Here is a 25,763-nt window from a genome sequence, read left to right as displayed (position 1 = left end):
AGTACATCAGGAAAGGTGCGAATTAAACCTTTGAACTAATTTAAAGACAAGCAAAAAGTGGAACAAATATAGGCAAACCCCATGTGGATTGCCGCAGTTGAGGTGTTTGGGCAACCAGTATTTCTTCCGCAAGAATCTGTTCGGCCCGAGTGTAGATGGCGGGAATACGGCGTAGGAACTACAGTCTCTTACTCAGATATGCTTTCGTTCAGCAGTATAGAAAGGCAGCCCTGAAGCGCAAATTAAAAAAATAATTTTGCTTATTTTAAAAACCAATTGGAGATGAAACGTGAACCATTGTCTTCCTGGCAGGGCAGGCCCTATTTTAATTCTGAAAATATGGCTGGTTGGCCTGGTTCTGATCATCGCCGCCCCATGCAATGCTCATTGTCGGCTTTGTGGAAAAGAAGAACCTTCCACTGGCACACATTATTGCCCCGGGTGTCGTGCCAGTACGATTGAATCACTAGTGCAGCAACATGAAAGAATTGCTGAAGATTGCGGTTGTGCGGGAGCCTGTAATTGTGCAACGGTTTCCCCGGGTTTTATGAAACTGGCAGTTATTTTTGCTGGTTTTGGGCTTGCCGAAGCGCTATCAACCTATACGTCCCATGAATTTTCAATCACCTCGTTTGCGGCTTTAGGGTTCTTCTTTTCAGCAGTTTTTTATAAGTTTAAAGGTGTGATTTACGATAAAGATTATGCTTATTTGCCAATCCGGAGACGTGCCAGGTCGGCCATGCTGCAAGTTAATAACGAACTGGGTCAACATCCAGAGGAAGGTGACCGCATTAACGTGCTTTCTGATGACTTTATAGATCTGGTCAGGGCAGCTCGTTTTGGCTGGCGTCCATCGAGAGGTTTTGAAGGGTTACTGGATGATATCCATAATCGCTGGCTGACCATCTGGCTAAGAAATTCTTCAAACATAAGTGAGAGGAATACTTCATTACTACTTATCCCTGGTCCGGAGCTGACTGATACCAATGGCTTAGTGAATGCTTTTGCAATAGGTGACATAAGTGCGCTTGAATTTCCTTTATTGCGTAGTCTTTTATCAAGTGGAGAGCTTCCCAGACTGGAATCGGAGCTTAACGCAACACGGGATGATCCAATACATATCGAACTGGGTTATTTGAGAATATCTTTATACCCTGTCGACCAGGGCTTATTTGATATGTTTGAGACGAGTACAGGGGTATATAGAAACTTAACCAAAGAGGATGTGATAAAACGTATTGGTCGGCTTTCTAAGATTCTTAATATATTCTTCATTATCATCAGTGATGTATGGAAGACCAGGTAAAGAGAAATTGACACTCTCTGAATATGGTGAACCCCACGCGGATTGCCGCAGTTCAGGTATTCGGGCAGGCGACTCTGTGTTGGTGGCCTTTATCCTGAAAGTCTGGTTTTATCCGGGCGCAATCCTGTTTGGCGACAGGGCAACGGGTTCGGAAAACGCAGCCGGAAGGCGGGTTGATGGGGGATGGCAGATCGCCTTCGAGGAGTTTGAGGGTCTGGTTATTCAATTTATTGCGTTCAAGGTGGGGGTCAGGCACTGGTACTGAAGCCAGCAGCGCCCGCGTGTAAGGGTGCATGGGCTGAGCGTACAGCTGTTCTGAATTTGCTGATTCCATTTCACTGCCCAGGTACATAACCAGCACACGGTCGCTGATATGCTTCACGACGCTGAGGTCATGGGCGATAAACAGCAGTGCCAGTCCCATCTCCTGCTGCAATGCCTGTAACAGGTTAATAACCTGTGCCTGTATGGAAACATCCAGCGCACTCACCGGTTCATCGCAGATCACCAGTTGTGGTTTCAGTATCAGAGCCCGGGCAATGCCTGCCCGCTGGCACTGACCACCTGAAAACTCATGGGGGTAGCGGTTAATGACATTGGGCAGTAACCCTACCCTGTCCATCATTTCCCTGACTTGCTGGCGAACAACCGGCTTTGACAGCTCTGGCTGATAGTTCCGCAGTGGTTCGGCAATAATGTCGCCAATGGTCATGCGTGGATTCAGGGACGCCAGTGGGTCCTGAAAGATCATCTGGATTTGCTGTTGGATGCTCCGACGTTCCCGCTTTTTTAAACCGGAAACAGACCTGCCCTGCCAGATAACCTCTCCTGCTGTTGCCGCCGTCAAACCAATAACGGCTCTTGCCAGGGTTGATTTGCCACAGCCTGACTCTCCGACAATGCCAAGGGTCTCCCCTGCCGACAGGTCAAAGCTGATACCATCAACAGCTTTGAGTACAGAAGGCTTTTGCCACGGCCAGCTGTTATCGCCCGTCACCGGAAAATGCACTTTGAGGTTTCGAACACTCAGTAACGGAGCGTTATTCATGGTTTAGCCTCACTTTCCACCTCACTTTCCACCTCACTTTCCGGTTGCCAGAAACAGGCTCGTTGTCGCTGGTCTGCAAAGGTTTTGAGTTCAGGTTGTGAGTGTTGGCAGTTGCTTGAGGTATGTTGGCAGCGTTCCTGAAAGGGACAACCCGGTGGCAGATTCAGCAGATTGGGAGGGTTGCCGGGGATAGAAATCAGTTTTCCGCAATGGCTGTCAATACGGGGAATGGATGCCAGCAAAGCCTGAGTGTAAGGGTGGGACGGATTGTAGAAAATTGCGTCTGTTGTACCGTACTCCATAGTTTGGCCAGCATACATTACCAGTACTTTGTCGCAGAGTCCGGCAATAATGCCAAGATCATGGGAAATGAGAATAATTGATGTGCCAAAGTCCTGCTTCAGCTCTTGCAGCAACGCCATGATCTGCGCCTGAACCGTTACATCCAGAGCCGTTGTCGGCTCGTCAGCAATCAGGAGCCCGGGTTGGCATAGCAGTGCCATGGCGATTACAACCCGCTGGCGCATACCGCCGGAAAATTCGTGGGGATACATGGACATACGCTGGCGGGCTTCCGGCATTTTTACGGCATCGAGCATTCTCACGGACTCTGCAAATGCCGCTTTTTTATTCATCCCCTTGTGATGCTGAAGAACTTCCACCAGCTGAGGCCCCACTTTCATATAAGGGTTCAGGGACGTCATCGGGTCCTGAAAAATCATGGCGATCTCGTTAGCCCTGATTTTATTCATTTCAGAATCAGGCAGAGTCAGCAGGTTTTGACCTGAAAAGATGGCAGAGCCTTTCACTAAACCGTTTTTTGCCAACAATCCCATCAGGGCGAACGCGGTTTGTGTTTTGCCGGAGCCTGACTCACCAACCAGCCCAAGGGTTTCACCAGCCTGCAAAGAGAAGTTCAGCCGGTTCACTGCGACGACTTCACCGTCAGGGGTGTTGAAGCGAACTTCCAGATCATTAACCGTTAACAGGCTCATTCACTCCTCCTGCCCTATCTTTCACTGGGATCAAGGGCGTCCCGCAAACCATCGCCGATAAAATTGAAGCAGAACAGGGTGACCACCAGAAATGCTGTCGGAAAAATCAGTTGCCAGATGGCGACTTCAATCGACAACGAGCCTTCATGAACTAATGCGCCCCAGCTGGTCATGGGCTCCTGAACACCCAGCCCCAGAAAACTGAGAAAAGACTCGAACAGAATCATGCCCGGCACCAGCAACGATGCGTAAACCACAACAATTCCAAGCAGGTTAGGAATCAGGTGGCGAAACAGAACCTGTCTTGTGTTGGCTCCACTGATAATGGCAGCGTCAACAAACTCCCTGCGTTTCAGGCTGAGCGTCTGTCCCCGTACAATACGCGCCATATCCAGCCAGGAGACTGCACCAATGGCAATAAAAATAAGCAGTATGGAACGTCCAAAAAAGGTGACCAGTAAAATCACCAGAAACATGAAAGGAAAAGATTCCAGAATTTCTACGGTACGCATCATCACCACATCAATGCGCCCGCCAAGGTAACCGGCAATGGAGCCATAGACCGTGCCGATAATCACCGCAACCAGCGCACCAAGGATGCCCACTATAAACGAAATACGTCCGCCTTCGAGAGTACGGACAAACAGGTCGCGCCCAAGGTGGTCTGTACCAAAGTAATGCCCGGTTTCAAAGGAAGGGGGGCTGGTCATATTCGACCAGTCAATTTCGTCAAAGGTGTATTGACTGGCTGATGAGCCAAACAGGACTAACAGTAAAATCACCATCAGCATGACCAGGCTCAGGACAGCGGCACGATTGCCCAGAAAACGACGGCGGGCGTCTGCCCAGAGGCTGCGGCCAGCGACTTCACGTTGTGCTTCAATAGCTCTGGAAGAAAGAGCTTCAGAAGAAATAGCTTCAGACGAAATAGCTTCGGAAAAGTGTTCAACCGCTGTCTGGCTCTGCTTGCTCAATGGCGTGTTGATAGACGTTTTTTTAGCCATTAGTTTTTTATTCTGATTCTGGGATCAATCAGCCCGTACAGTATATCGACCAGAGTCGTAAACAGGATGGTCAGCGCACCAACGATAATCGTCAGACCCAGCACCAGCGAGTAGTCCCGGTTCAGCGCGCCGTTCACAAAGTGTTGTCCTATGCCGGGTAAGCCAAACACGGTTTCAATCACCACTGAGCCGGTGATAATGCCAACAAAGGCGGGTCCAAGGTAAGACACAACCGGAAGCATTGAAGGTTTGAGGGCGTGCCTTAATACGATGTGATGAGCCGGAAGCCCTTTTGCCCGTGCTGTTCTTATGAATGGGCTGTTCAGGGTTTCAATCATGCTGGAACGCATAATGCGTGCGACAGAGGCAATATAAACAGTGGTAAGTGATGCCACAGGCAACACCATGTTCTGCCAGCTGCCATCGTTCCAGCCGCCAGCGGGTAACCAGCCTAAAGTGACTGCAAACAGCAGTACCAGAAGTGGCGCAATAACAAACGATGGTAGTACGACACCTGTCATTGAAAAACTCATCACCAGATAATCGACCCGGGTATTCTGCCGGATAGCTGCAACAGTACCCAGGGTGACGCCCAGGGTGACCATAACGACAAAAGCCGTTAATCCGAGTTTGATGGACAGGGGCAGGCTCTGGGCAACCAGCTCGTTGACAGAGTAATCCTGATATTTAAATGAAGGACCCAGGTCGCCCTTCAGCAGGTCGAACAGATAGTAGAAGTATTGCCGGTGCAGCGGCTCGTCGAGCTGGTATTTGGCCTCCAGGTTAGCAAGGATCTGTGGGGGCATATTAAAATCCCCCGTAAACGGGCTGCCTGGCGCTGCCTGAATCAGAAAAAACGACAGCGTCACCAGTATCCAAAGGGTGGGAATCGCCAGTGCCAGTCGTTTCAGGATAAACAGCCATGCGCGGGAAAACAGCCATGAGCGGGAAAACAGCCATGAGCGAATTAATAGCCATGAGCGAGTTAGTAGCCGCAATTGTTTCTCCCTGTCAGAAGCAGGTTTAATGTTCTTTTATATATAAGTCTTTTGTGTAAATGGTGCCTTCAACATTGTTGATTGGATAACCGCCAACGTAGGGTTTGACCAGCCTGCTGTTTACATACTGGTAAATAGGTGCAACAGGCATGTCTTCCGCAAGAATCTGCTCGGCCCGGGTGTAGAGGGCGTTGCGCTCTTTTTCGGTGTCTGCCCGTCGGGCCTTTTTCATTAATTCGTCGTACTGTTCGTTGCTGAAGCGGGCATCATTCTGCCCGTGACCGGTTGTATGCAGATCCAGCATGGTAGATGCTTCATTGTAGTCACCCATCCAGCTACCTCTGGCAATTTCAAACCGGTTATTACGTTTCATATCCAGAAAGGTTTTCCACTCCTGATTTTCCAGTTTTACTGTTACTCCCAGAGGCTTCCACATCTGGGCAATGGCTATCGCCAGTTTTTTGTGTGCCTCACTGGTGTTGTAAATAATAGTGACTTCCAGAGGCTTGTCGGGACCATACCCGGCTTCACGAATCAGCTGAACTGCCTTCTGGTTGCGCTCTTTCTGGGTCAGTTTGCTGAAGCTTGTCACGGGCGGTGTAAAACCATTAATGCTTTCCGGAGTAAACGCATAAGCAGGTTTTTGCCCTTGCCCGAGAATGTGGTCCGTTATGGCAGAGCGGTTAATGGCATAAGACAGAGCTTTACGAACCCTGACATCGTTCAGGGGCGGTCTGGTGGTATTGAAACTGTAGTAATAAGTACCCAGCTCCGGAGAGGTTTTTACCTGCTCAGGGATGGTCTTCATCAGGTTTTTATAATGCTCCAGCGGTACGGTGTCAGTCATATCCAGTTCGCCGGTTTTGTAACGGTGCAGTTTGGCGGAGTCGGAAGCGACAGGCAGGAACGTGACCTGATTAATGATGGTTTCTTTATCATCCCAGTACTGCCGGTTGCGCTTGAGGACAATTTTGCCATTAACTACCCATTCATCCAGCCTGTAAGCACCGTTAGACACCATTTTGCCGGGGCGGGTCCATTCGTCACCGTATTTTTCAATGGTGGCACGATGGGCTGGAAAGGTCGTATGTTGTGCCAGCATCTTGATGAAGTAAGGAACCGGCTGCTCCAGCGTAACCTCGAAGGTTCGGTTATCCAGCGCTTTTACCCCCAGGGCTGACGGCGGTTTCTCGCCACGAATAATGGAGGAGGCATTTATAACCGTGGTTTTTTCTATGTACCAGCTATAGCGGGAGGCTGTAGAGGGATCCACCGCCCGCTGGAAGCCATAGACAAAATCATGGGCTGTCACCGGAGTGCCATCAGACCAGCGGGCGCTGTCACGAATCTTGAAAGTGAAGACCTTGTGGTCGTCGGAGACCAGCCAGCTTTCTGCCTGGCCGGGGACAATATTGCCATCGGCATCCTGATTAACCAGCCCTTCAAACAGGTCCCTGCTTATGTGGCCTCCAGGTATCCCTTCAACCTTGTGCGGGTCAAGGGAGGCGGGTTCTACGCTGTTGTCTCTGACCAGTTCCTGAACATTGGCGAGTTTAACGCCAGGCGGAACGACAGCGGCGTCGGCGGCTGGAATCAATGGTACGGTCATAACGGCAATAGCCGCCATCATGGACAAGCACTTCATTATTATTGTCTTCCTCTCTACCTGTTTTTCTTTAGCTATGGGCATTTGTAATAGCGTTCAGGCAAGGCTGTAAAGCCTATATAACTAGATGTATGAAGATGGATCAAGTATCAGGTAATGCAAATAAAAAGGGCACTGGTATTTATTCAGGCTCTGCTGGGGGCTGGCGCAAATCGAACAGTCCTTTGTATTCGGTTTGTTGCCCAATGGCACATTAGCTACTCTGTTGCGATTGAAATAATTCACGCCCCTTTAATGGGTCAGGCACTTTCCTTTATGACCAAGTTGTTTGCAAGCCTGTAAGAACAGAGAATATTTGGGACTTTTCAGAGCATCTCCTGTTAGTTCCCAAAACCACATACCACCGAGATTGTTTGCCTTGACTAGTTTTTCTGCTTTTTCACTGACTACTTTTTGCGTGTCTAAGGTAAACACCGGATAGGCAGGATAAGATGCGCCTGATGAAGGTGCGCCAGCAAAGTTAGCAGCAACATTTTTTTTGCTTCCAGACAGCCAGGCTATATTGACTTCCGGGTAGCTCAGTGTCAGCTCCTCCGGGTAGCTCAGTCTTAATTCCTCGGGGGGCAGCTGTCCCAGTGCGCCTCTGTTGTCCCTGTTTTCGAGTACATAGCAGTTATCTTTGGCTTTACCCTCCGTAACAATACTGAGGAAGCACTGGTAATGATAAGCTCCGGTGAAATCTACCATACCGCCGGCCGGGTAGTAGGGCTCTGGATTTGGGTTGTCCTGATAGTCGTAGTATCCTGGTTTACCGTGGTAATAGGTTTTTTTGAAAGCATCTGCGTAATCTTGAAAACCAGGATATTTCAAATTGCCAAAATAACCGTATTGATTACACTCAGTTGGCTCGTCTGCTATCAGCATTTCACGCGCGTAGGCTGGCATGCCCAGAATGATTTTTCTGGCGGGAACTTTTCCGGTTTGGGTGTAGTAATTGATGGCTTCCTGCAGTTCTTTTGGAGCACTCATACTTTGAGCAACGGCCTGGTCTTTTGGTGCGGCTGCGTCAAATTCACCGTGCAGGTCAAAAGCCATCAGGTCAAGCCAGTCGACACTGTTCGCAACTTTTTGCCAGTCTACCCCCTGTTTTGCCTGCCCTTTTGCTTTTTTAGCAGAAGCAACAACGGCTGTTGTCAGGTAGTAGCGTTTGTTTTTGGCTGCTTTCAGATTGTCTAGCATCACGCGCAATTGAGTGATCATCTCTGTGTATAGCTTTCCCTCGCCCTCATGCCCCTTATGACTGTCACCATGTCCATAACCAGGGTATTCCCAATCAACACTAATACCACTAAATTCAGGGTGCCCTTTAAGCCAGTTTTCGGTTGAATTGATAAAGCGATCTAAAACCCGGGGATTTGCCTTGTAGTCCCTATAAAATTCATTAAATCGCGGGGTATAGCTCCAGCCACCAATCGATGCCAGCAAAATCGTTTTATCCATCGAAGCCTTTGCGTAGTGTTTCATGTATGTGCTTGCACTGGAATTGCTGCACGCGCTTTGATCGTCAGGAAAGGCAGGACAGACGGTTGATTTTCCTGCAGCGATTCTGTCTGCCAGCGCCTCTGTGTCAACGACAGTGCCGGGCGCTCCCTGTTGCTGGTCATTTAATATAACTGTCCCGTTGTATAGTGCTTTTTTATCCTTTAGCGTTTTGTTTGTGGTAATGCCAAGGAAAGCATAAACCATATAATTAGCTGACCCGGCAGCTTCCTGTATCATTGAAAGATCCTTGACCGAAGCCCCGCCCTGCCAGTAGGACCAGCTGGAATAATAGCCACCGACCCAGGTACCGTCCGGTTTTGTTGTATCTGTAACGCAGCGTTCAACTGTACAACTCTCTTCGTGCTGAATATCTGCATCGGCAAAAATCAAATTGCTGCTATACATCAGTGCAACCGATGCAGCAATAGTCGATACATTTGTCTTTAGTTGAAGCATCCTGAGTGACCTCCAGAGCATTTGGGAAGAGTATTTTGAAGCCTCTTTTTTCGCGCAATTTTTTCGCACAATTTTTTTCGCACAAGACGTACGGGAAATGGGGAAGTGCCAGTCAGGGCAATCATTTCAGGATCGGCACAATGGATAGAAGAATTTTTTTGCTTTGAAGATAATTAATCAGGTTCGACGGCACCCTGAACAGAACAAACAGACCTGAGAAAAGATAAACAAGAAGCGGGTGAGACTGCTCATACTCAAGCAGCATTCAGTCTAGCAGAGCTTTCAGATGTAACAACTGACACTGACACCTTCATCAAAACCTCCGCGAGATACTCCATCCTTTTGCGAAGCAATAGGGTGGAGAGGAATAGCGACCAGTCTGTAAGACTGGTGCTGATTAGTAATAAGCATACCCATCGGTTTTCTGCAGCAGTGTGCAGTGTCGATACGATATGCCCTGTAGGGTTGTGCCAGCCGTTATGTTAAAGCTACCTGAGCTTCTGACAGCGACTTTGCCAACGTGAGTGCCTTGCTTCTTGCCGGAGGGAACCACCGCTTTCACGATGTCTCCTGTCTGAAAGCCTTTTACTATTTTTGCACCCTTGGCTTTGGTTCTGGGGAACCCATATTTGCTGACCCGACACATTTGTCTGGAGCCACGCCCGGTTGCCTTAATCAGCAACGGTCGCAGGCTTCGGGCAATCTTTACATCAACGCCCGTTTCTCCAACGCAGGCTGCGTCGATCCAGTGGTCTTTGCTGTATCCCTGCTGAGTGCGGTTGAACTTGGTTCTTCCGCCAGACCAGAAAGTCGTCGGCAAGCCGATGGACTTGACTGCGTTGCCTGTCGCATAGCGAGTGGCATTAGCCGCAGCAGCGTCCCTGTAACAGTTAGGACGTTGACCACCAAGCAGTTTGGTTACTTGCTTAACCCGAACCCTGTTAAGGGCTGACTTAGACTTCTTCAGACTCTCCAGCCAGGTTTCCGGCAACAGAGAGCCTTTGTCTTCGTTACACTTCCTGCAGGCAATGAACAGGTTGCCAAGACGGTTAGAACCGTTTTTTGCTCGTGGTATAAAATGCTCTACGTTCAGAATCGTGTCCTTGCTTGCCCCTTTGCAGTAGCAGCACCGATGACCGTCACGGTACAACAGGTACTCCCGCAGTTCGGTGCCAAACAACGTCCCACGCTGGTACCCAGTACCGGCAATGTTTGGGTTTTCCATGATCTGAGTGTCAAAGCGAACAGCTTCCACAGCTATGCTGGTAACCGGCACTGACCGGCAGAGGCGTTTACTCCATGTTTCTACGTTCTGGACTCGGCTGATAAGGCTTGGCGGTAGCCAGCCTTCCGGCCTTGTGCGGTTCAGAAAACGTGGTTTACGGTATCGGGTAGTCCGGTTCCGCCTTGACCTGCGGATTGCACGACGGGAGTCAAGCGACTCCTTGACCAGTTGTCCCCGATGCTGAAGGTTAGCGGCAAAGCACAGTTTTTTACCGGTTTTACCTTCAGAGACCAGGGCTATTCCGGTTGTCTTGCTACCGGGGTCGAGCTTTAACTCAACGGGTTGCAGCTCACCTCCGGCTCTCTCTTTCGGGATGATGGTGAATGGATAGCGCCTAAACACTGCCGCTTTTTTGCTGCCCAAAAGCCTTCTTGCCCTTGCAGGCGAACACGGCATTAGGGGGTGTTTGTGTTTGTCCAGAACCAGTACTTTTTGCATATCAGTTACCTTTAAGTCTCGGCTTACGCCGGTAAATATCACCTTGGCAAAGTTATGATGCGGTTTTAAACAAGCGGCACTGGCAATACTCCAATAGCCTGTTTAACCACTTGCCACAGAGCTTGGGACTGGTGAAGCATCCCAAGGTGTCTATCTATTCGCATCTAACGTAGTGCTCCACATAAGCGGAACACTAAGCCGGGTCAACTCAGAGCTTTTTCAAGCTCCTTCCAATTCAGAATGAATTGGTGGGAGTCATTGACTCTTTCATCTCTACAGTCAGAAAAAGCCGCCCAAAAGGCGGCTCATCATCACAACCGATTCTTCTTAAAATTCTCCGCCTGCTCAAATATCTCCTTATAAACCTCATCCCGACTTACCGGCGGATACCCAAACTTCGCCAGCAGCAGGATCAAATCCACCTTCAGCGAAGCCTTGATATCATCCCGGTTATTCCAGTCCGGAAAACGGGCTTTGTCGTCTACCACTTTCTTCACAGCCTGCGACAGCTCAACCAGCTTATCTTCGGGATAAGAGAAGTCATACTTCACCGCCAGCGACATCAGAATGTCGTAGAAGGCTTTCTCTTCAAAGCTGATACCCATGCCGTCAAAAGACGACATCTCCCGTTTAAGGTCTGACATCAGGTTGATGATTTCATCCGAGAAATCTTCCAGCACCTCGCTCACCAGCACATCTTCTTCCCTGCGCTCGTTGTAGCGATTCACCAGCGACTGAAACTTCTGGGTAAACTCAATACCTTTTGCCCGGTTGGTCTCCTTAAAGCCTTCAATGGCCTTGGCCAGCATTTTCTGCAACAGCTGGATTTTGGTGTGGGGCAGCTTGATCTTGTCGATTTTGGCAAGATAATCCTCATCGAAAATATCAATCTCCGCACCAGTCGCGCTCCCGGCGCTTATGGCACTTCCACCATCCCTGGCGGTCGCTCCACCTTCTCCAAGACGGAAGATTTCTTCCACACCATCGCTCTGAATCGCCTGAGCAATCAGCTCCCGAACTTTGGCGTTCATCTGTGCCGTATCCGGTGCTTCGCCCCTGGTCAGCTTAAAGACAATGGAACGCACCGCCAGATAAAAATGAATCCGGTCTCGTTCATCCCCGGTTAACAGCTCACTGCCACAACACACGTCATAAGCTGCCTTCAGACGCTTCACCAGTGCCATAAAGCGTTTTTCCAACGTGCCAAACTTCAGCACAAACTCGGCGGCATTGTTCAGGCAATTTAACTGCTCTACAGGATGACTGCCATGGATGGCGGAAATGCTGGAATTGTCGGGAACAATTCCAGTGCGACCAGAAAAATACGACGACGCATCGAACTTATGGAATATCTGCCGCAACAGGTCGAGATGGTCTTTCACCACGATCACCGACTGCTGAACATCCTCAAAATTCGCCTCATCCGCTTTCGAGAACTGCGCCAGTGCTTGGTTCATCTGGCTCTTGATGCCGATGTAATCCACCACCAGCCCCTTGTCCTTGCCGGAGAACTTGCGGTTCACCCGGGAAATGGTCTGGATCAGGTTATGTTTCTGGATCGGCTTATCAATATAAATCGTATCGAGGAACGGCACGTCAAAACCGGTCAGCCACATATCCACCACAATGGCGATTTTGAAGTTGGACTTCTCGTTTTTAAACTGGCGATCCAGCTCCTTGCGATAGTCTTTCTCTCCCCTTGAAGAGCCCAGCAGGTCATACAATTCCTTTTCGTCGTCCTTGCCACGGGTCATCACCATCTTCACCCGTTCCATGGGCTTAATCTTTTTCTTTTCTTTTTCTGAAAGCTCAACACCTTCTTCGCACTCCAGCACTTCAAACCATTGAGGGCGCAGCGTGCGAAGCTCCTTATAAAATGCCCAGGCCACCTTGCGTTCGCTGGACACAAACATCGCCTTGCCCTTCACCGTGGAACCTTCGGCAAGTCGGTTCTCGTAATGGGCGACAAAATCCCTTGCCAATGCCCGAATCCGGTCAGGATCACCCAGAATAGAGCCCATACTGGCGACCGCCTTTTTGCTCTGTTCAATCTGGTATTCGCTGGCACCCGCTTCGGCGCAGTCCTGATAATATTTCTCGATCTCCTCCAGCTTGCGGTTATCGAGAATCACCTTAGCGGCACGGCCTTCATAGACAATGCGAACGGTAATCTCATCCTTCACCGATTCGCTCATGGTGTAGCTGTCTACCACCTCACCGAACACGTCCAGCGTCGCATCAATGGGCGTGCCGGTGAAACCTACATAAGTGGCGTTCGGCAGTGACTGATGCAGATGGTAGGCAAAGCCATAAGACTTTTTCACGCCGTCTTCGGTAATGGACACCTTCTGGTCAAGGTTCACCTGGCTGCGGTGGGCTTCATCGGAAATGCAGATCACATTATCCCGTTCCGTCAGCAGCTCGGTATCTTCCGTAAACTTGTGAATGGTGGTGAGGAACACCCCGCCACTGTTACGACCTTTCAACAGCATCCGCAACTGCTCCCGGCTTTCCACCGAGACAATGGTTTCGTCGCCCATATAGGTTTTGGCATTGGTCATCTGTTTCGACAGCTGATCATCCAGATCGGTACGGTCGGTAATCAGCACAATGGTCGGGCTTTCAAAGGCGAGGCTTTTCATCAGCCGACGGGCAAGAAACTGCATGGTAAAACTCTTGCCGCAGCCGGTGGCACCAAAATAGGTGCCACCCTTACCGTCGCCTTCCGGCTTTTTGTGTAGAAGAATATGGTCGTACAGTTTGTTCACCGCATAAAACTGCGGGTAACGGCAGACAATTTTCACCTCCTGATTGGCCTTATCCGGAAAATAGATAAAGTGCCGCATCACCTGCCGCAACCGCTGCTTGTCGAACAGACCGTTCAGCATGGTATGCAGCGAATCAATGCCATCCTTTTCTATAGACTCATCTCCGGTCACCTTGCGCCAGGCATAGAAGAACTCATAGTCTGCAAACAGGCTGCCCATTTTGTTATTCACACCATCGCTGATCACGCACAGGGCGTTGTACACAAACAGCTGGGGAATATCCCGGCGATAGCGGGTGGTGAGCTGCACGTAAGCATGGTGAATATTGGCTTCATCTTCCTTAATGGCGCTCTTGAACTCGAACACCACCAGGGGCAGACCGTTGACGTATAAAATGGCATCGGGAATCCGGTGGGTTTCCCGGCCTTCAATCTTTAGCTGATTCACCAGTTTATAGATATTTCTATCCACCTGATATTCAGCTTCAGGTTCTGCCGCCATTGGTAGTTCTGGCAGCGCAGCAGCGTCAGATTCAGTAGGAAAATCAATCAGCTGGATATAAAGGTCTTTTTGTTTGGGATCTTCACGTTTAAGCAGAAAACCATCCGACAGCCATTCACAAAACTGTTTATTACTGTCGTACAAATCACTGGTCGGAAGCATGTCCAGCTGGCGAATCACTGAATCAATCTCAGCGTCGGTAATGCCTTCACGTTTATACTGCCTTGCCAGAAAAGCCTGCAGGTCATCCTTAATCAGAACCTCTTCCGGCTGCCGGTTGAGCTGTGAACCGGGAACATAAGGGTAGCCCTGCTCTCCCAGTAACTGAATAATCGCTTGTTCAAGGCGTTCTTCTGTGAACTTCATAACATCTTCCATCGTGGTACTACCGAATCACTCATTAGAAGAGCGCAAAAAACATTTTAGACTCCTCTATGGTGTTAGAGGAGTTTGGAAACTCTTCAAATAACTTAGAAGAGCCTAAAATAAAAAATAGGCTCCTCTAAGGTTTTATGGGAGTCCGCAGACTCCTCAAACCACAGCCGCCCTTCTACCAGAACCTGGCTGCAACTCCTGAATATCCTTATATTTCTCACCATCTTTGGTAAGGCCCGCTTCCTGTTCCAGCACCTCATCCACCGTCGCCTGAGTACCTTCGATTTTGGAAGACAACACGGCTTCCTGAGTCGTCAGGGGAGATAGCATCACCGCCGGATTAGGAATCCCCTGCAATAAACCGTCGTAACTAGCCAGTGCGGCATTCGCTTCACCCACCAGAGAGAATAACTGGCGGTAATCAAGATTATCCAGAGGCAAGTCATCCGGCTGGTAAGGGGTCATACCTGTTCTCCTGGTCGTTCTAACATCGCTTGTTCAAGGCGTTCTTTTGTGAACTTCATACTGTCCTGTTGAACTCTCCGGAAATACCGGAAGGTTCACTCCTCTGTTTCCTGATTCGTTTCTCTATTAGCAAGTGCTAGCCATTCACGCTGAAGTTGTTCCTGAAGCTCCTGTTCGCTGGGCAGGTAATCCAGGTATTTGGACGCAAAAAGTTGTTTGCTGTCCGTCAGTACCGAATACTTTGCCACCGCCTCGCTTTTTTCGCTGCACAGAATCAGGCCGATGGTGGGGCTATCGTGGTGCTGGTCATAGATGCGGACATACGTATCCATCTGCCCTACATCCTGATGGGTAAGTTTGCCTATTTTCAGGTCAATCAGCAGGAAACATTTGAGCTTGAAGTTGTAGAACACCAGATCAAGGTAGAAGTCCTGATCTTCTGTGCTGATACGCTGTTGCCGTTCCACAAAGGCAAAGCCTTTGCCCAGCTCCAGCAAAAAGGATTGTAGGTTATTGATCAGGGCTTGCTCTAACCTGGTTTCCTGAAAAGGGCCACAGGGCAGATTTAAAAAATCGAGAATATAAGGATCGCGTAAATAGTCTTCAGGTTTTTCAGCGAGAGCTGATGTTTTTTCGGCAGCTTCATCCAGAACAGGCTTGAGATTTTGTTTATGATGCTGGGTAGCCAGCAGTCGCTCGTAGTAGAGCTTGCACACCTGCCGGTCCAAAGCCCTGGCACTCCAGTTCTGGTCAATGGCTTCCTGCATATACCAGTCACGAGCCAAAGGGTTGTCGATGCGAATCAGGCGGCGATAATGGGTCCAGCTCAAATTATGACGCAGTGCGTCATAATTTGGAAAAGCCAGATAGAACCGGCGCATATTGCTCAAATTGCTGGTATCAAAGCCTTTGCCAAATTCTTTAGTTAATTGCTGTGACAGAGTTTTAAGCTGCTGTTTACCGTATTCTGAGCGGCCTTTCCCCTGCTGCTCATCCTCAACAATCAACCGCCCCACCTGCCAGTAAGCCTGAACCATGGTTTGGTTAACGGTGCGTTTCAGGCTTTGCCGGGCTTCTGTCGTCACACTACGGATGGCTTGAAACAGTGGCCAACGGTCAGGCGTGGGCGATTGATCGGTCATAAAGTCACCTTATACGACAGTGGTTTTATCTTGTTGTCGGGCTTCGCTCATTTCTGGAGGAAGGCGGAGTTCGCCGGAGATGAGTTTGGGGAGAAGGGTGTCCCGGAGTTTGGCAAGCTGATTCACTTCTTTCTGAATTGAAACAATCCGCTGAAAGTAAGGTTTGGCAATCTTGTCATACTGATTCAGAACGGCTTCATTAGGCATAAGAAACGGAATTTCTCTGAAGTTCTTTTTACTGATCTCAAGGAACGTACTGCCATTAGCCCGTGATACGACTTCTTCCATGTTGGCTTCTGCCCAACTCAGAAGATATTCACTACTAAAAGCGTCGTTGGGCTTCATAGCAATAATTCCCTGATTCACAGAAACAGGAATGTCATTAATTAACACTGATAAACCCCCGGCTATGCCGGGGAGACTCTCATAGGTTTAACCGTAGCGACAGTAGCTAACCTTCAGTTTCCGACCAAGAAAATTGAAGGTAAAACCAATGAGAGACTACAAGAGTTTGGCTCATACGCGTTGGGATTGTAAGTACCATATTGTCTTTATCCCAAAGAGAAGACGAAAGGTAATCTATGGGAATTTGAGAAAGTTTCTCGGAGAAATATTTCATGAGCTTGCCAGAAGGAAAGGCTGCAAAATTCTCGAAGGGCATTTGATGTCTGATCATGTTCACATGTGCATCAGTATTCCACCCAAATATCCGGTATCTCATGTCGTTGGATATCTGAAAGGAAAGTGTGCAATAGAGATTGCGAAAAATTTCAAAGGCAAGCAGCGTAACTTTAACGGAGAGCATTTTTGGGCAAGAGGTTACTTTGTCTCAACAGTAGGACTTGATGAAGAAGTGGTTCGGGCATATATCCGAGATCAAGAAAAGAATGATGGAAATAGAGATCAGTATGATCTTGACTGGTAAGCGCCCTTGGGCGCAATAAAAGCCCTTAGAGGGCGTAATCTGATAAGCCTCCGGCTATGCCGGAGGTCAGTTAACTGCCAGATAGCCAATAGGTGCCCGTGAGGACATCAGCACAGTTCCTTCCGGTAATTGTCCCGAACTTATCTTTGCAACACCCGCATCGGTCAAATGTCTCTCGGTTCCAAGGAGTGCTTTGCTGGTCAACAAAGACATATCCTTTGGTGTACAGAAAGCATGCGTCCCGTCTACCCAGAAGGCATCCTCTTTTGTTCTTGGTGTACCCCCGCCAACATTTTCAATGACTTTGCCGATCTGCTGAACCTCCCACCCCTCCGGAATCCACCCCATCTCAGCATCAAACACAAAGGATGCGGGAAACAGCTGGCGGATAGCTTCCGGCAGCGGTGTAGGCGCCTCATCACTGGCTCGCAGAGCCTGGCGCTGTTCGGCACGTTTTTGCAGAGGTTCGGGAATGGTGTTGCCCGCCGCCAGTACGTTATCGATCACCGGATCAAAATCCACAAACCAGCTTTTAAACAGGGCTTGCGCCATGTTTTCGAGGGTTTGGTTGGTTTGGCGGTTGAGTTGGATTTTGTCGTCTAGGTCAGCAAGAGCTCGACCAATTCTACGCTGCTCAGCTTTATCTTCAGTTGTGTAAACCTCGTATGGGTAAACAGCATTTCGGTTCAGAGACTTCTGAGCGCTACCTGAGTTGAACTGATCGAAATCTATTGTTTGAAGAAAGTAATAGATGTAGAGCGGATCATTGTCTTTGAAGTCTGTTATGTAGAGGCAAGTATTCAGCGGCCAATAATCTTCAGCTGAGAAGTTAACCTCTCCCATTGAATTGCCACTACGACCAATAACAACACCCGGACCAGAAGTCTTTGCTTCATTGTGGTAACCAGTTATGCCGGAGGAACCCATTATTGGAATTGAGCCATTAACACGATTCTGAGCCGGTAAATCATGTCCCCTTTGCAGGGCGATAAGGTCTCCAAGAGGTTTTGTTACCCACTCACTCACCATAACCCAACACCTCCAGATTCCCACGAATCACAGCATCCAGCTTCTCCGCATCCTGCATCTGCTGGTAAAGGGTCTGGCTCAGTTCCTTCATCTTTGTTTCAAAGGGAATTCCATCGTCTTCTATCTCGGCAGCACCCACATAGCGCCCCGGGGTCAGCACGAAGTCGTTGGCTTTAATCTCTTCCAGCGTGGCTGCTTTGCAGAAACCGGGAATATCTTCGTACTCCATTGGATTCCCGCCTTCGCGGGAATGACGGGTAGAGCGCCATGCATGGTAGGTGTCGGTTATTTTGGCAATATCTTCCGTGGTCAGTTCTTTATTGGTGCGGCTGACCATAGAACCCATCTGGCGGGCATCAATAAACAGGGTTTCTTCTTCACGGCTTTTATAGCCATGCTCGGTATCTGTTTTCTTGTTCTTGGTCAGGAACCACAGGCACACCGGAATCTGGGTGGTGTAGAACAGCTGCCCCGGCAGGGCGATCATGCAATCTACAAGATCGTTTTCAATAATCTTCTGACGAATAGACCCTTCGCCACTGGTGTTGGAACTCATGGAACCGTTCGCCAGCACAAAACCAGCGGTGCCGTTGTCCGACAGTTTGGAGATCATGTGCATGATCCAGGCGTAGTTGGCGTTGCCGGTGGGCGGGGTTTCATAACCGTCCCAGCGTGAATCGTCGCTGAGTTCGCTGGCCTGCCGCCACTGCTTCTGGTTAAACGGCGGGTTCGCCATAATAAAGTCAGCTTTCAGGTCCGGGTGCTGGTCTTTAAAGAAGGTGTCGCCCGCCACATCGCCCAGGTTTGCAGCAATGCCCCGAATCGCCAGGTTCATTTTCGCCAGCTTGTAGGTCGTGCTGGTGTATTCCTGCCCGTAGATGGAGATATCCTTGCGGTTACCCTTATGGCTGTCCACAAACTTGATGGACTGCACAAACATACCGCCGGAACCGCAGCACGGGTCATAAATCTTGCCTTTGTACGGCTCAATCATTTCCGCAATCAGCGTCACCACCGACTTGGGCGTATAGAACTCGCCCCCGCCCTTACCTTCACTGGCGGCAAATTTGCCGAGGAAGTATTCATAGACACGACCCACCAGATCTTCTTCGGTCATATGGCATTCATTCGCCATGGTCTCAATGTTGTTGATGGTATCAATCAGCGCCGACAGCTTGGAGCCATCCAGCCCCAGACGGGAGAAGTAGTTATCCGGCAATGCGCCTGCCAGCTGCGGGTTGTTCTTCTCGATATCGTGCAGGGCGGTATCAATTTTCACCGCAATATCGTTCTGCTTGGCGTGTTTCAGCACAAACGACCAGCGACTTTCTTCCGGCAGATAGAAAACGTTCTCCATGGTGTAAAAGTCCACCATATCCACAAAGTCAGCGCCGTATTCGTTCCCGATCATAGCCCTGCGATCTTCAAACTTGTCACTGATGAATTTCAGGAAGATCAGGCTTAAGACGATGTGCTTGTATTCAGAAGATTCAACGCTGCCTCGCAGCTTGTTGGCGGAGTCCCAGAGGGTTTCTTCGAAGCCTTTCTTTGATGAAGGGGAGGCTTTTTTTGCAGGTTTTTTAGCCATGTCTGAGGTACTGCTAAATTTGAAATTGCCGTCATGGTATGTGGGGGTTAAGAGGTGCGTCAATACTGATTCATCACTGTCTTCGGATATCTGAATTTATACTTTATCTGTCGTGTTTTATGGTTCGCTATGAATATCTCTCCTGACACAGGGGGACTCTGAATGTGCCTGCCGCACACCCGGAGCTTGCAAGTAGTTAGCTTGCTTTCAGAAAGGAAAATGAAGAGAGGGAAAAGCCCTCTCTTCGCTGTAATCAGGAGTAATAATGGACAAGGTAGCTTGTAAGACCGTTGATCAGCATCTGAACCGACAGCATGATCAGGATCATACCCATCAGGCGCTCAATGGCGAAGACACCGCGATTGCCCAGTAGCTTCATAATGCGATTAGAGAAGATAAGAATTGCAGAACTGGTAAACCAGGCAATGAGCAATGCGCCAAGCAGGGCAATTTCTTGTCCGGGGTTTTGGTTACCCATCAAAATCAACGTGGCCAGAATGGAAGGTCCGGCAATCAGGGGCGTTGCCATTGGCACAATGAAAGGCTCGCCATCAGGTGTATCTCCCATAATGCCGCCACCACGGGCAGGAGGGAATACCATTTTTAGCGCTATTAGAAAAAGTATAACGCCACCTGCGATGCTCACTGCTTCCTGATCAAGACTGAGCAGTGCCAGCACGTTATCGCCTATGAAAAGGAAGACAACAAGTATCGACAAAGCGATCAGTAGCTCTCGAATCAGAACCTTGGTTCTCCGTTCTTCGGGGACATGCTTAAGGGCTGATATAAAGATTGGCATGTTGCCGAGGGGATCCATTATCAGGAATAAAAGTACCGCTGTAGAAAATATATCCATCAGGTTAAAGCCGCAATAGAAATAAAGAATGGCGGACTATAGTAGCAGTATTTTTAGCAGTTTCTCAGCCTGTTGCAGGCTGGCTGGGGGGATGATTTTCAGGTTGGTTTGGTGAATTAGTACACGCGCATAGTATATGTACTATTTTGCGATCAAGCTGAAAGTGTTGGCGATTGTGAGTCGTTAAATCGCCAAATTTTGCTGGTGTATCAGAAAAGCGAGTCTTGCCTTTTTATCTTTAACTGAACCATGACTGATTTCGGAGCTGGTTTCGGCCTGAGTTTCACGAGGCTTTTCAGTCTTCAGGTTGCTTTTACTGATGTCCTGCATTTTTGTTTGCTGGTCTGCCACCATAAGGGCAGTCTGACTTATCTCGCTGCCTGACGCAGAACTGGGAGTGATTGGCTGGCTCATGACGACATCTCCAAAATCATTCTTGATTTCACAAGCATAGGGAGCCATTTAGAGAGCGTCTGTAAGACTATGGGCTAAATCTTAATAAAGTGAATATTAAATTATTTTTAATTCTTTTCAGTAATATATTCATCCTTCAATTTTACGTAATTGGCTGCACTGTAGGAAAAGAAGCTGATTTCCTGTTCGGTCAGCGGACGAACCATTTTGGCCGGATTGCCTTTATAGAGGAAACCACTCTGCAGTCGCCTGCCCGGAGGTACCAGGCAGCCGGCTGCCACCAAAACTTCTTCTTCAACCACTGCACCGTCCATCACGACAGAGCCAAGACCAATCAGACACCGGTCATGAAGAGTGCATCCGTGCAGGGTGACGCTGTGGCCAACGGTAACATCGCTGCCAATAGTCAGGGCATGACCTTTGGGGTTGTAATGGCTGGCGTGAGTAATGTGCAGAACTGAGCCATCCTGAATGCTGGTGCGTTCACCAATTCGAATGCTGTTCATATCTCCCCGAACAACACTCATGGGCCATATCGAGCTGTCTTTGCCAATCTCCACATCGCCAATGACTAAGGCTGTCGGATCGATAAACACTCCTTTGCCGGTAACCGGCGTTTTCCCTCTGAAGGTTCTTATGGCAGGGTTCATGGCGTATCTCGCTCTGGTACTGAAGATTAGAATTCGGTTTTTAACTATTCTATCAGGCTATCTGTCTTTTATTGGCCCAAAGACGTATAAACAGTCAGGAGTGAGGGAAAGTTTAAACGGTCGGTACTCCGGATGCTTGAAATAGCGTTCTGTTGTACCCATTGTGATGAATAAGAACAGATCAGAGAGTATTACACATGAGCAACCCGCTGCTTCAGTCTTCCGAACTGCCTCCTTTTTCAAAGATCAATCCTGAGCATGTGCAGCCAGCGGTTGAAACCATCATTAAAGAAAATGAGCAGGCAATAGAATCGTTACTGGCAAAGACAACCCGTTTCAGCTGGCAATCTTTACAGGAACCCATGGATATTCTGGCTGATCGTCTTAATCAGGCATGGTCTCCGGTAGGCCACATGAATGCCGTGGTGAACAGTGATGAGTTGCGCGATGCTTACAACGCCTGTCTGCCCATTCTGTCCGAGTATTCTACACGCATTGGGCAAAATCAGGCTTTGTATGAAGCCTATCGCAACATTGCGGAAGCGGATGATTTCAAGCAGCTCGACAAAGCTCAGCAGAAAGTCATCAATGACTATCTAAGAGATTTCAAACTGGCCGGCGTTGCCCTGCCTGAAGACAAAAAAGCCCGTTACGGCGACATCCAGAAAGCGCTGTCTGAGCTGACTAGTAAATTCTCCGACAATGTGCTGGACGCCACCATGGCGTGGTCAAAGCTGATTACCGATGAAGATGAATTAAAAGGGTTGCCGGAGTCGGCACTGGCGGGGGCACGTCAGCTGGCTGAGGCAAAAGGCCACGATCAGGGCTGGATGCTGAACCTCGACTTTCCAAGCTTCTTCCCGGTTATGACCTACTGCGATAACCGCGAACTGCGTGAAGAAGTTTACACTGCTTTCTGTACCAGGGCTTCTGATCAGGGACCCAATGCGGGTGAGTTTGATAACGGCGAAAACATTAAAAATATCCTGAAGCTTCGCCATGAACTGGCGCAACTGCTGGACTTTGATAATTATGCTGAATACTCCCTGGCTACTAAGATGGCTGAAACACCAGACCAGGTGGTGGCTTTTCTGGAAGACCTGGCGGTACGCAGCAAACCTCAGGCAGAAAAAGAGCTGGCAGAACTGAAAGCTTTTGCCAAAAAGGAATATGGTGCCGATGACCTGCAGGCGTGGGACATTGGTTACTACGGCGAAAAACTGCGGCAGAACCGTTATGCCATATCTCAGGAAGAGTTGCGCCCGTGGTTCCCCGCAGAGAAAAGCATTGATGGTATGTTTGCCGTAGTCGGGAAGCTATTTGACATCACCTTTGAAACGGTGACCGATGTGGATGTCTGGCACAAAGATGTGCGCTTCTACAATATTAAACGCGATGGCGTGGTGATTGGTCGTTTCTATCTTGATCTCTATGCCCGTGAACACAAACGTGGTGGCGCCTGGATGGACGAATGTCGTGTACGTCGCAGAGCGCCCGGTCAGGAAAACGTGCAGCTGCCCGTCGCTTACCTGACCTGTAACTTTACGCCTCCTGTTGGTGATAAGCCTGCACTGTTGACCCACGACGAAGTGGTTACCCTGTTCCATGAATTTGGTCATGGCCTGCATCACATGCTGACGAAAGTGGATTACTCTCCAGTGTCAGGCATCAACGGGGTGGCATGGGATGCCGTTGAATTGCCAAGCCAGTTTATGGAAAACTGGTGCTGGGAAGAAGAAGGTCTGGCACTCATTTCCGGACATCACGAAACCGGTGAGCCTTTACCCCGTGAAATGCTGGATAAACTGCTGGCCGCTAAAAATTTCCAGTCTGCCATGATGATGGTGCGTCAGCTGGAGTTCTCCCTGTTTGACTTTAAACTGCACAAGAATTACGCAGAAGGCAAAGCGGTTGAGGAAGTATTGAGTGAAGTGCGAGAGCAGGTTTCAGTTGTAATTCCACCGACTTTCAATCGCTTCCAGCACAGCTTCAGCCACATTTTTGCTGGCGGTTATGCGGCAGGTTACTACAGCTACAAGTGGGCTGAGGTGTTGTCGGCTGATGCGTTTTCCCGCTTTGAAGAAGAAGGCATTTTTAACCGTGAAACCGGTGAGTCTTTCCTGAATGAAATTCTGGAGAAAGGCGGCTCTGCTGAACCCATGGAACTGTTTGTAAACTTCCGTGGTCGTGAGCCTGAGATTGATGCCCTGTTGCGTCACAGCGGTATTGCCTGACTTTTTCTGGCGTAGACAATCCAGAACTTACCCGCTGTCTGGAGGCAGTCGGGTAGAGTGAGTCGCTAGTGACTGGACTGGGATTGGCGAATGAGCAGCTCTAACTGGTCGAAACGTTTGTCGATCTGGTCGAAACGTTTATCGTGCTGGTCGAGGCGTTTGTCGATCTGGTCGAAGCGCTTGTCGTGCTGGTCGAGGCGTTTGTCGATCTGGTCGAAGCGCTTGTCGTGCTGATCGAAGCGCTTATCGTGCTGGTCGAGGCGTTTGTCGATCTGGTCGAAGCGCTTGTCGTGCTGATCGAAGCGCTTATCGTGCTGGTCGAGGCGTTTGTCGATCTGGTCGAGGCGTTTGTCGATCTGGTCGAAGCGCTTATCGTGCTGGTCGAGGCGTTTGTCGATCTGGTCGAAACGCTTGTCGTGCTGGTCGAGCCGTTCGTCAACTCGTTTAAATCCGGCGAGGGTTGCTTCTGCCAGTGCGCCAACAGCGGACTCCAGCCTGTCCATTCTGCGCTCTTGCTGATCAAACCTGACACGATTCTCACGCTGATTTTCCAAGACTATCTGCTGTGTCTCAGCAGTGATATTTATCAGTTTGCGGACTGCATCATCCAACGTTTCAAATTTTTCTTCTAACGACGATACTCTGGCTTCAAGGCTCATACTGCATACCGCTCTGTTTTATTGTTCGGGCTTTGAGCATAGCAGATGATTACTCAAACCTCTGGCCTTACAAAGATAAATACTATAGCCTGCACCGTAGCTGTATAGCGGAGCATCACTTATGACAATAAAACGGTTTATAGCCGGAGCAGTTTGCCCTGCCTGCGGCGTTCAGGACACTGTACGGTTTTTTCAGAAAGAAGACTTTGATATCAGGGAGTGTGTTGACTGCGGTTTTTCTGATGAAGTTCAAAACAAGCCTGCTCTGGTGGGAGAGCTTCCGGAAACCAGGGTCTCCCACGAAGGCGAAGGCAGGCATAACACTTTAAATGAAGACCAGAACGTTCAGGTGGTTCGTATACTGGACAACTAATGTCAGGCTGCAGAAGTAAACTTCAGGTCAATGCCCATCTGATGGGGCATACAGTTCCATTTCGACCAGGTGTTAACCCACTCTTCCGGGTCTCTCTGGCTGATAAACTGCTGGCATTTATCGGGATTGAAAATGGTCTGGGAACGCATCATATGTCGTACTGTCTGCGCCACAATTGAATCCAGTTCATTGCCAAACTTTTCTCCCAGAATGGCGTGGATGATCAGGTTGGGCCAGGTCATATTCATGGGGATCAGAGTGCTGCCGGTTTTTGCCAGCCAGGTATCATTGACTTCTTCAATCAACCGGTGGGCAAAATAGGATTTTTCCAGTAGCTCATACATATCAATGTCTGATCGTGACTGAAGGACAGGAGCCATAAAGTTTTCATTGATGATATCCAGGAACGGATAGATAAAGCTTTCAATTCCCAGTTCTTCAGAGGCTTTTTCAAGCGTTCTCAGAAAGTCGGGAACATGGTCTATGTATTCAGCTACGAACTTCAGCAGAGTTTCGCATGCGTTTTTTTCAGGTAGTTCTATGGTGTGGTGCAGCTGGTTGAGCTGCTTTTTCACCAGTGAACTTAAATGCATGCTCTGTGCTTCGTGCTCTCTTGCGTGATCGATAAGATCGCTGATCGCCTGCACGTCCATTTGTGCCTCCATTAACAGTGGCTGATACTGACTGATGATGAGATAATTGACCATACAGACAGACTCAGCACAAGCAATTTTAAATATCCCTTTTTCATAAAAAATATTAATTTTAGAATCAAAAAATAAAATAAAAAAATGCCTTGTTTTATAAGCTATTTCATGTTTTTCGAAGCAGTTGTGCAGTCAAAAAAATGACACACAAAATATGCTGAAATTGTTCATATCTTCATTGCTTTTCACTAAAGTGGCCTGAGGAAATTTCTCCTGAAAAAAACAAGAAATGAATGCAATGGATTTCTTGTCGTTGTGACTTTGTTAATAATGAGTTCCAGATCGTTTTTGACTGGCATGGTGATTTCTGACAAGTGTGTATGAAGGAATTGAAATGTCATTATTACAGGGCATTGAACGTCCTTTGTCGTTTGCTTTCAGTCTGGTTTTTACCATGAA

General features: G+C 48.8%; 22 protein-coding genes. 5 read left to right on the top strand and 17 right to left on the bottom strand.

The genetic code is table 11. The features are described 5' to 3' along the window. Positions 1–289: 289 nt before the first annotated feature. On the top strand, positions 290–1,306 hold the full coding sequence (locus tag NX722_RS22455; protein WP_262565104.1) for a hypothetical protein: 1,017 nt from the start codon (positions 290–292) through the stop codon (positions 1,304–1,306). Positions 1,307–1,358: 52 nt separating this feature from the next. Here the strand turns inward: NX722_RS22455 and oppF are convergent, their stop codons facing one another. The 11 genes from oppF to NX722_RS22400 form a co-directional block, all read right to left on the bottom strand. Beyond that, entirely contained in the window at positions 1,359–2,354 is a 996-nt protein-coding gene (oppF, locus tag NX722_RS22450) for a murein tripeptide/oligopeptide ABC transporter ATP binding protein OppF (RefSeq protein WP_262565103.1), read from the bottom strand. Beyond that, the gene (oppD, locus tag NX722_RS22445) at positions 2,351–3,349 is read right to left on the bottom strand and encodes an oligopeptide ABC transporter ATP-binding protein OppD (protein WP_262565102.1); all 999 of its coding nucleotides are present in this window, start codon (positions 3,347–3,349) and stop codon (positions 2,351–2,353) included. The genes oppF and oppD overlap by 4 nt, the downstream gene beginning before the upstream one ends. Before the next feature lie 14 nt (positions 3,350–3,363). Further along, complete coding sequence (gene oppC / locus NX722_RS22440) at positions 3,364–4,353, bottom strand: oligopeptide ABC transporter permease OppC (protein ID WP_262565101.1); 990 nt, start codon at positions 4,351–4,353, stop codon at positions 3,364–3,366. Further along, a complete protein-coding gene (gene oppB / locus NX722_RS22435) occupies positions 4,353–5,273 on the bottom strand; it encodes an oligopeptide ABC transporter permease OppB (RefSeq protein ID WP_262568711.1) in 921 nt (306 codons plus the stop codon). Before oppB ends, oppC begins: the two co-directional genes overlap by 1 nt. A 103-nt stretch (positions 5,274–5,376) precedes the next feature. Beyond that, on the bottom strand, positions 5,377–7,041 hold the full coding sequence (locus NX722_RS22430) for a peptide ABC transporter substrate-binding protein (protein WP_262565100.1): 1,665 nt from the start codon (positions 7,039–7,041) through the stop codon (positions 5,377–5,379). A gap of 207 nt (positions 7,042–7,248) precedes the next feature. Then, complete coding sequence (locus NX722_RS22425; protein WP_262565099.1) at positions 7,249–8,955, bottom strand: glycosyl hydrolase family 18 protein; 1,707 nt, start codon at positions 8,953–8,955, stop codon at positions 7,249–7,251. A gap of 397 nt (positions 8,956–9,352) precedes the next feature. Then, positions 9,353–10,678 carry an RNA-guided endonuclease IscB gene (iscB, locus tag NX722_RS22420; protein ID WP_262565098.1) on the bottom strand — a complete coding sequence of 442 codons (1,326 nt, stop codon included), beginning with the start codon at positions 10,676–10,678 and terminating at the stop codon, positions 9,353–9,355. Between the two features lie 311 nt (positions 10,679–10,989). Next, positions 10,990–14,313 (bottom strand): type I restriction endonuclease subunit R, encoded by a 3,324-nt coding sequence (locus NX722_RS22415; protein ID WP_262565097.1) that lies wholly within the window; start codon positions 14,311–14,313, stop codon positions 10,990–10,992. A 165-nt stretch (positions 14,314–14,478) separates the two neighbouring features. Further along, on the bottom strand, positions 14,479–14,787 hold the full coding sequence (locus tag NX722_RS22410; RefSeq protein WP_262565096.1) for a Fic/DOC family N-terminal domain-containing protein: 309 nt from the start codon (positions 14,785–14,787) through the stop codon (positions 14,479–14,481). Positions 14,788–14,882: 95 nt separating this feature from the next. Beyond that, positions 14,883–15,929 (bottom strand): PDDEXK nuclease domain-containing protein, encoded by a 1,047-nt coding sequence (locus NX722_RS22405; protein ID WP_262565095.1) that lies wholly within the window; start codon positions 15,927–15,929, stop codon positions 14,883–14,885. A 9-nt stretch (positions 15,930–15,938) separates the two neighbouring features. Next, a complete protein-coding gene (locus NX722_RS22400) occupies positions 15,939–16,322 on the bottom strand; it encodes a restriction endonuclease subunit S domain-containing protein (protein WP_262565094.1) in 384 nt (127 codons plus the stop codon). A 100-nt stretch (positions 16,323–16,422) separates the two neighbouring features. On the opposite strand from NX722_RS22400, the gene tnpA reads away from it, so the two are divergent. Beyond that, complete coding sequence (gene tnpA, locus NX722_RS22395) at positions 16,423–16,854, top strand: IS200/IS605 family transposase (protein WP_262563698.1); 432 nt, start codon at positions 16,423–16,425, stop codon at positions 16,852–16,854. A gap of 66 nt (positions 16,855–16,920) precedes the next feature. Here tnpA and NX722_RS22390 read toward each other — a convergent pair whose 3' ends face one another. The 5 genes from NX722_RS22390 to NX722_RS22370 form a co-directional block, all read right to left on the bottom strand. After that, on the bottom strand, positions 16,921–17,883 hold the full coding sequence (locus tag NX722_RS22390; protein WP_262565093.1) for a restriction endonuclease subunit S: 963 nt from the start codon (positions 17,881–17,883) through the stop codon (positions 16,921–16,923). Then, on the bottom strand, positions 17,873–19,471 hold the full coding sequence (locus tag NX722_RS22385) for a class I SAM-dependent DNA methyltransferase (protein WP_262565092.1): 1,599 nt from the start codon (positions 19,469–19,471) through the stop codon (positions 17,873–17,875). Before NX722_RS22385 ends, NX722_RS22390 begins: the two co-directional genes overlap by 11 nt. 253 nt (positions 19,472–19,724) lie before the next feature. After that, complete coding sequence (locus NX722_RS22380) at positions 19,725–20,327, bottom strand: YhgN family NAAT transporter (protein WP_407648027.1); 603 nt, start codon at positions 20,325–20,327, stop codon at positions 19,725–19,727. Between the two features lie 183 nt (positions 20,328–20,510). Next, entirely contained in the window at positions 20,511–20,789 is a 279-nt protein-coding gene (locus tag NX722_RS22375) for a hypothetical protein (protein WP_262565091.1), read from the bottom strand. 59 nt (positions 20,790–20,848) lie between these two features. After that, a complete protein-coding gene (locus NX722_RS22370) occupies positions 20,849–21,391 on the bottom strand; it encodes a gamma carbonic anhydrase family protein (RefSeq protein ID WP_262565090.1) in 543 nt (180 codons plus the stop codon). 197 nt (positions 21,392–21,588) lie between these two features. Here NX722_RS22370 and prlC point away from each other — a divergent pair, with 197 nt between their 5' ends. From prlC to NX722_RS22355, 3 genes are all read left to right on the top strand, one after another. Beyond that, positions 21,589–23,625, top strand: coding sequence for an oligopeptidase A (prlC, locus tag NX722_RS22365; RefSeq protein WP_262565089.1), 2,037 nt, complete (start codon positions 21,589–21,591; stop codon positions 23,623–23,625). Between the two features lie 143 nt (positions 23,626–23,768). After that, the gene (locus NX722_RS22360) at positions 23,769–24,257 is read left to right on the top strand and encodes a hypothetical protein (protein ID WP_262565088.1); all 489 of its coding nucleotides are present in this window, start codon (positions 23,769–23,771) and stop codon (positions 24,255–24,257) included. Between the two features lie 148 nt (positions 24,258–24,405). After that, positions 24,406–24,657 carry a YheV family putative zinc ribbon protein gene (locus tag NX722_RS22355; protein ID WP_262565087.1) on the top strand — a complete coding sequence of 84 codons (252 nt, stop codon included), beginning with the start codon at positions 24,406–24,408 and terminating at the stop codon, positions 24,655–24,657. Between the two features lie 2 nt (positions 24,658–24,659). Here NX722_RS22355 and NX722_RS22350 read toward each other — a convergent pair whose 3' ends face one another. Then, positions 24,660–25,364 carry a hypothetical protein gene (locus NX722_RS22350; RefSeq protein WP_262565086.1) on the bottom strand — a complete coding sequence of 235 codons (705 nt, stop codon included), beginning with the start codon at positions 25,362–25,364 and terminating at the stop codon, positions 24,660–24,662. Positions 25,365–25,763: the final 399 nt, after the last annotated feature.

The sequence above is a fragment of the Endozoicomonas gorgoniicola genome (assembly GCF_025562715.2).
GTDB lineage: Bacteria > Pseudomonadota > Gammaproteobacteria > Pseudomonadales > Endozoicomonadaceae > Endozoicomonas_A > Endozoicomonas_A gorgoniicola.
Note: the sequence above shows the minus strand (reverse complement) of the source record. Positions and strands in the feature narration are given on the sequence as shown.